Origin of the sequence: Bradyrhizobium sp. CCBAU 51745 (assembly GCF_028128715.1) — a bacterium.
Lineage (GTDB): Bacteria > Pseudomonadota > Alphaproteobacteria > Rhizobiales > Xanthobacteraceae > Bradyrhizobium > Bradyrhizobium manausense.
The window spans coordinates 34,773-40,772 of record NZ_LBJP01000059.1 but is presented as its reverse complement, the minus strand read 5'-3'; the positions used below and the strand labels follow the sequence as shown (position 1 = coordinate 40,772).

Annotated in this window: 6 protein-coding genes; 3 read left to right on the top strand and 3 right to left on the bottom strand. The window is 59.9% G+C overall.

Features of this window, described 5'->3' with window-relative positions; translation table 11 throughout:
- Positions 1–505 precede the first annotated feature (505 nt).
- The 3 genes from XH98_RS14490 to XH98_RS14485 all read right to left on the bottom strand — a co-directional run bounded on the left by XH98_RS14490 (position 506) and on the right by XH98_RS14485 (position 2,092).
- Positions 506–952, bottom strand: a complete 447-nt coding sequence (locus XH98_RS14490) for a hypothetical protein (protein WP_271619010.1) — start codon at positions 950–952, stop codon at positions 506–508.
- A gap of 96 nt (positions 953–1,048) precedes the next feature.
- A complete protein-coding gene (locus XH98_RS41090; protein WP_442868582.1) occupies positions 1,049–1,345 on the bottom strand; it encodes a helix-turn-helix domain-containing protein in 297 nt (98 codons plus the stop codon).
- A 138-nt stretch (positions 1,346–1,483) separates the two neighbouring features.
- The gene (locus XH98_RS14485) at positions 1,484–2,092 is read right to left on the bottom strand and encodes a hypothetical protein (protein WP_271619009.1); all 609 of its coding nucleotides are present in this window, start codon (positions 2,090–2,092) and stop codon (positions 1,484–1,486) included.
- 77 nt (positions 2,093–2,169) lie between these two features.
- On the opposite strand from XH98_RS14485, the gene XH98_RS14480 reads away from it, so the two are divergent.
- The 3 genes from XH98_RS14480 to groL all read left to right on the top strand — a co-directional run bounded on the left by XH98_RS14480 (position 2,170) and on the right by groL (position 5,682).
- A complete protein-coding gene (locus XH98_RS14480; protein WP_271619008.1) occupies positions 2,170–2,616 on the top strand; it encodes a hypothetical protein in 447 nt (148 codons plus the stop codon).
- Between the two features lie 1,027 nt (positions 2,617–3,643).
- Positions 3,644–3,958 carry a co-chaperone GroES gene (locus XH98_RS14475; RefSeq protein WP_271597296.1) on the top strand — a complete coding sequence of 105 codons (315 nt, stop codon included), beginning with the start codon at positions 3,644–3,646 and terminating at the stop codon, positions 3,956–3,958.
- A gap of 80 nt (positions 3,959–4,038) precedes the next feature.
- Positions 4,039–5,682 carry a chaperonin GroEL gene (gene groL, locus XH98_RS14470; RefSeq protein ID WP_271597297.1) on the top strand — a complete coding sequence of 548 codons (1,644 nt, stop codon included), beginning with the start codon at positions 4,039–4,041 and terminating at the stop codon, positions 5,680–5,682.
- Positions 5,683–6,000: the final 318 nt, after the last annotated feature.

Sequence of the window (6,000 nt, the reverse complement as noted above, 5' to 3'; positions counted from 1 at the left end):
GGTTGAGTTTCTGGAGGACGGCGCATAGCGATCTGGGGAGAAGTGTCAAAAGCCATCGACTTAATCCTGGCAAGCTATGTGAAGGTCAGAGACGGCGAGCCCTCGAAGCCCATGCTCGCGCACCGGCGCGGGATGCTAGCGCGCCTGGGCCTGGGGGCGCACCCTAAAGGACAGCATGCCCGACCCCGCCCATAGAAGCAGGGTTCGGAGCCGCACCGCCAAGTGCGCCCGACATTAAGCCGTCACCCCCGACGCCAATGAAGCACGCTGATCAAGCTGTAGCTCCGGAGCGGGCTCTCACGCCCACGGACACGCTGCCAACTGATTGTTGCACAAAAATCCATCCCTTCTCTCCCGGGGGAGCATTTGCCTTTTGCCGCGCGGCGGTGGTTGAATTCCGTCTTCGAGGGAGTTGACGTATGCGGACGCCACACGCCGTTGCCGCGGCATTTATGCTAGCTTTTCAGGTTTATATTGTGCCCGTGTCCGTTATCGCAGCAGCAGATCAAAAGGTGCGTTGCACTGTGAGCGCCACGGGGCCCTCCCTAAGGTCGCGGGCCTCAAGGTCGTGAAATCTGGTACGCGGCCGATGCCGGCCGAGCAACTGGCCAACTGGCGCGGCCAATCGACACCGATCATTGTCGATATCGATACCGACGCGCCCGGCGGCGGACAGCGCTATTCGTACATTTGCGCAAGTGATCCGAAAGGCGGAGCTTTCGTCCAGCGAACATTCACTCCAACAGGGCCTTAAAACATGAACCGGCTTCAAAAATTTATCGAGCAAGGAGCATTTGGCGAGCGGCCCGGCCGCACCGCGTACGCTTTCAATGCTACCCCGAACCGTGTCCTTGCCGACCCCGATCTTGGCCGCGATGGCGCGATCCGACTTCGTCGGGTTCGCGGCGATCGCCGCTTCCGCGCGCTTGCTGGGGGCAGGTACGAGCCGCATCCCCATCACCTCGCGAGGTCGCAACACGACAAACACGCCAAGGTCAGCCGACTATATGTCGGGCCGATAAAGTGGTCGCGACCTTGCGGCAGTGGATCAAACAACCGGCAACTGCAGGAAGAATTTCCCGCTTGTCCTACTGGCTCGCCCCCGCTGCCTCTGAAAGCGCTGGATGCGAGCGTAAACAGACTGACGCGTCCGACCCAGCCGTTCTCCGATTTCGTCGGCAGTGGCTCCGTCGCAAAGGAGAGAGATTAATCGCTCCTCCTCTTCCCGTGACCAAGGTCGGCGCAAATTGCGACTTTTCGTCAAGTTTTGGCCTTGTCCGGGGTTATGGGCGCGGCGGTGCTGGCCGACGCGACTTATCCAGAATTCGATTGGGTTGTTCAACACGAGGCGGTGCCGGCGAGCGGCTGGGCTCAGGCGATCTATTATGGCGTACCATCAATGCCGCCAGACGAGCGTAGCTTCGCCTGAGCGCCGGCACAAACCACTCGGCCACTTCGTCCTGATCCATGGTTAGACACCCAATCACTCGAATACGAGGTCATCGGCCCACGAGGCCGAGCGATAGGGGCGCGCGTTTACGAGGTCGCGGTCGATCACGGCCCGCACAGCTGGGGCTGTTACAATGTCCGTGCGCTTCATTAGGTCTCGAAGCTCGAAGCGACCTTCCATGCTGATGGTTTTGAGCGACGCGATGATGTCAGTCACCGTGCTGCCATGCCCAAATGGCAGAAGCAACCTCTCGTACTCCACCTCGCGACCTTCGCCGTCCTTCAGATGAGAGACGGTGTATACCGGCCGACGCCGCTCGATGCATAGGTGATAAACGGGCATCACAGAGGCCGCCAACCGGGGGCCAACGTACTCGTCTAGTCGGCGGCCTTTGCCGGTCGCGCCATAAGCGCTCGACATGCGAGTGCCTTCGCTCTGTATCGTGACCACGGGCGGCGTGCAGGACGCTTCGATAGTGTAATAAACGAGATCGTCCGCTTCTTCTTTGAGGCGTTCAGGTTCGTACCCCGAAATGCCGGGAAGGTCGTCCTCATTGCGCAAGTAGAGCCTCAGCCAGGTGTTCAGAAGATCACGCTGGCGGATCGCCACCACAACCGCGGGTGTCGCACTTTGAAATTCCATTGCTTGCAGACCCGAACGGTTGCCGAGCCGAAGCTTACCTCCGTCTCGCTAACGGTGCGTTAAGTCTTAGCGCCGCCTTGCGTGCGCAAGCCGACGCGCTGGACATTGAGGCGCAGGTGAAGCGGCGCCTTGCTGACGAGTATGATGCGGCGCAGGCGCGTGGCGAAGTGCAGACGGCCGGCCGGGACCGGGTGAGCAAAGTTTCAAAGGAGAACAATGCTCCAACAGCCGCCGACGTCGGCCTCTCCCGAAAAGAAATCCACGAAGCCCGCCAGATCAGGGACGTCGAGAAGCGCGACTCGGGTATCGGTAGACGGACCGTCGACGCAGCCTTGATGGCAGGCAAAGAACCGAAAAAAGCTGCGGTCTGTAAGACAACGGCAAAAGCCGCCACCGAAAACGCCGAGACCTCAAATCTGTCGCCGTCCGACATACCGCGAGCTGCTCGGCGCGATTGCCTTGAGGTACTCCGGCGCAGTACCTTGCAGCCAAGTGGTCTATCCCGCTCGATTCCACCCATGTAATCCCTCACCGCCAAATCAACGGGCGGGAAAACCTGCCCCGGTATCCTCAATGTGGAGAGGATCATTCGTCAGGCTCGACAGGGCGTATAATTACTAAGTGTGATTATCCTTCATCTAAACAACATGATCACCTCTCTTGTTGCATTATTGGGTCCGTTCATTTTGAACGCCGCGGTCAGTCTCGCTAAGCGCCTCGGCAACCTCTCGTCGACGCCTGTTATTCGCTTTGTGCTGGCCCTCTTTTCGCTCGTAGGCGTCATTTGCTACAGCGCGCTTAATGGCACCCCGCTCGATGTAAATTCGGTCACCAGCATCGTTGGGACACTTTTCCTCTCGGCAAGCATTTTTCGCAGCTCACGGCACCTATAGCCTGTTCTTCCAGCAGGTTGCCGATGCTGTCGCCTCGTACACTCCTTCTGACCAGGGCTAAAATCGAACGATAGCGGCTGTTGTCGCCAGTAGACACTGAGGTCCGCATGATGTTCCTGGTCGAAGCGGGTCCTCCCAGGCCCCGGTATGGCACAAGCGCGCCCCGAAATTTCACCAGCCAGCTGAGGTGATTCTTGGGTTGACACGGTTGACAGGTTGACAGGCGGGCACCTTCCCAGAGCTACTCACTGAAACAGTCTCACTGAAGCGTCAAGACGCACACGTAGTTTTGCTGTTCTCTCGACGGAGGGAGAGAATCTCTAAAGAAAGTTGCTCGACTGCTGCGGCTCAGGTTCTCTCGCTAGGCGAGAGGGATGGGATTTCCCGACTTCTCCGCGTACCGTGACGGGATCTAGACCGCCGTTGGACGCGGCATCATAGTACCTGAACATGCTAACCCAGACGCCGGCCAAGAGTTCATTCCATGGCTCCTTTAGGTGGCTCTGAACGAGCCTCCAGTGAGGGCGATGGATTTTCGAAATCCTTCGTCGCTTTGTCTTGTATGCCGGCCAGGCCGGCTTATTTTCGGAGCGGTTAGCACTCGCTCGCTTCGACTGCTTTTTCAAAAATATAAACGACTAGAAGATAGGAGGAGAGCATGAAATTCCGTCCGCTTCACGATCGGGTCGTGGTCAAGCGCATCGACGCGGAAGAGAAGACCGCTGGCGGCATCATCATTCCCGATACAGCCAAGGAAAAACCCTCCCAGGGCGAAGTCATCGCCGTTGGCCCCGGTGGCCGCGACGAAGCCGGCAAGCTGGTTCCGATCGACCTGAAGGTTGGCGACCGCGTGCTGTTCGGCAAGTGGTCGGGCACCGAGGTCAAGATCGACGCCGAGGAACTGTTGATCATGAAGGAGAGTGACATCATGGGCGTTCTCACCGAGATGTCTTCCAAGAAGAAGGCCGCCTAATCCACCGCTCGCATCGCTCAAGTGCCTGCCGGTCGCCTCATCAAGGCTGAGACCAAGTCAAAAACTCAGGGAAACCCACCATGTCAGCCAAAGAAGTGAAATTCGGCGTCGACGCCCGCGACCGGATGCTACGCGGTGTCGACATCCTCCACAATGCAGTGAAAGTGACGCTCGGCCCAAAGGGCCGCAACGTCGTCCTCGACAAGTCGTTTGGCGCGCCCCGCATCACCAAGGACGGCGTCACCGTCGCCAAGGAGATCGAGCTCGAGGACAAGTTCGAGAACATGGGCGCGCAGATGGTGCGCGAAGTCGCCTCCAAGTCCGCTGACGCGGCCGGCGACGGCACCACCACCGCCACCGTGCTCGCGGCCGCGATCGTCCGTGAAGGCGCCAAGTCGGTTGCCGCCGGCATGAACCCGATGGACCTCAAGCGCGGTATCGACCTCGCGGTCGAGGCTGTGGTTGCCGACCTGCAGAAGAACTCCAAGAAGGTCACCTCGAACGACGAGATCGCCCAGGTCGGCACGATTTCGGCCAATGGCGACGCGGAGATCGGCAAGTTCATCTCCGACGCCATGAAGAAGGTCGGCAACGAGGGTGTCATCACCGTTGAGGAAGCCAAGTCGCTCGAGACCGAACTCGAAGTTGTCGAGGGCATGCAGTTCGATCGCGGCTACATCTCGCCCTACTTCGTCACCAATGCCGACAAGATGCGCGTTGAGATGGATGATGCCTACGTCCTGATCAATGAGAAAAAGCTATCTCAATTGAATGAACTACTTCCCTTGTTGGAAGCCGTGGTGCAGAGCGGCAAGCCGCTTGTGATTATCGCCGAAGACGTCGAAGGCGAAGCGCTCGCCACGCTCGTCGTCAACCGTCTCCGCGGCGGCCTTAAGGTCGCTGCTGTCAAAGCTCCGGGCTTCGGCGATCGCCGCAAAGCGATGCTCCAGGACATCGCAATCCTGACCGGCGGCCAGGCCATCTCGGAAGACCTCGGCATCAAGCTCGAGAACGTCACGCTCAACATGCTCGGTCGCGCCAAGAAGGTGATGATCGACAAGGAGAACACCACGATCGTCAGCGGCGCCGGCAAGAAGGCCGACATCGAAGCTCGCGTGGCGCAAATCAAGGCGCAGATCGAGGAGACCACCTCGGACTACGACCGTGAGAAGCTCCAGGAGCGTCTCGCCAAGCTCGCCGGCGGCGTCGCGGTGATCCGCGTCGGCGGCGCGACTGAGGTCGAGGTCAAGGAGCGCAAGGATCGCGTGGACGATGCGATGCATGCGACCCGCGCGGCGGTTGAAGAAGGCATCCTGCCGGGCGGCGGCGTTGCGCTACTGCGTGCCTCCGATCACCTCAAGGGCATTCGCACCAAAAATGACGACCAAAAGACCGGGGTCGAGATCGTGCGCAAGGCGTTGTCCTACCCGGCCCGCCAGATCGCAATCAACGCGGGCGAGGACGGCTCGGTGATCGTCGGCAAGATCCTCGAGAAGGATCAGTACGCCTATGGCTTCGACTCGCAGACCGGCGAATACGGCAACTTGGTCTCCAAGGGCATCATCGATCCGACTAAGGTGGTTCGAGTCGCGATCCAGAACGCGGCGTCCGTCGCAGCGCTCCTGATCACCACCGAAGCTATGGTGGCCGAAGTGCCGAAGAAGAATACTGGTGCGGGCGGCATGCCTCCGGGCGGCGGCGGCATGGGGGGTATGGACTTCTAAGTCCCACATAAGAGCTCAACAATAACAAGGCTCGGCAGCGATGCCGAGCCCTTTCCGATTTCCTGGCGGTCAGCCGGGGTCCAACACAGGCGCGCCGTATTGCGCGAGCGCGTCGAAGCCTGCGCCGCCGACGAATGTCAGGCGGCCGAGTTCGAGGGGACGCCGCCCGGAATCATCCCAAGGAGCCTCCATTCCCGGAAACAGCGATAGCAGCTTCCTGGCCGAACTCGCCGCCCAATAGAAACAGATTGCCAACCTTACAAGGACGACGCGCCTCCGCTAAGAGTCCAATCGCGGCGGTCGCGCGCTGGGCGAGCC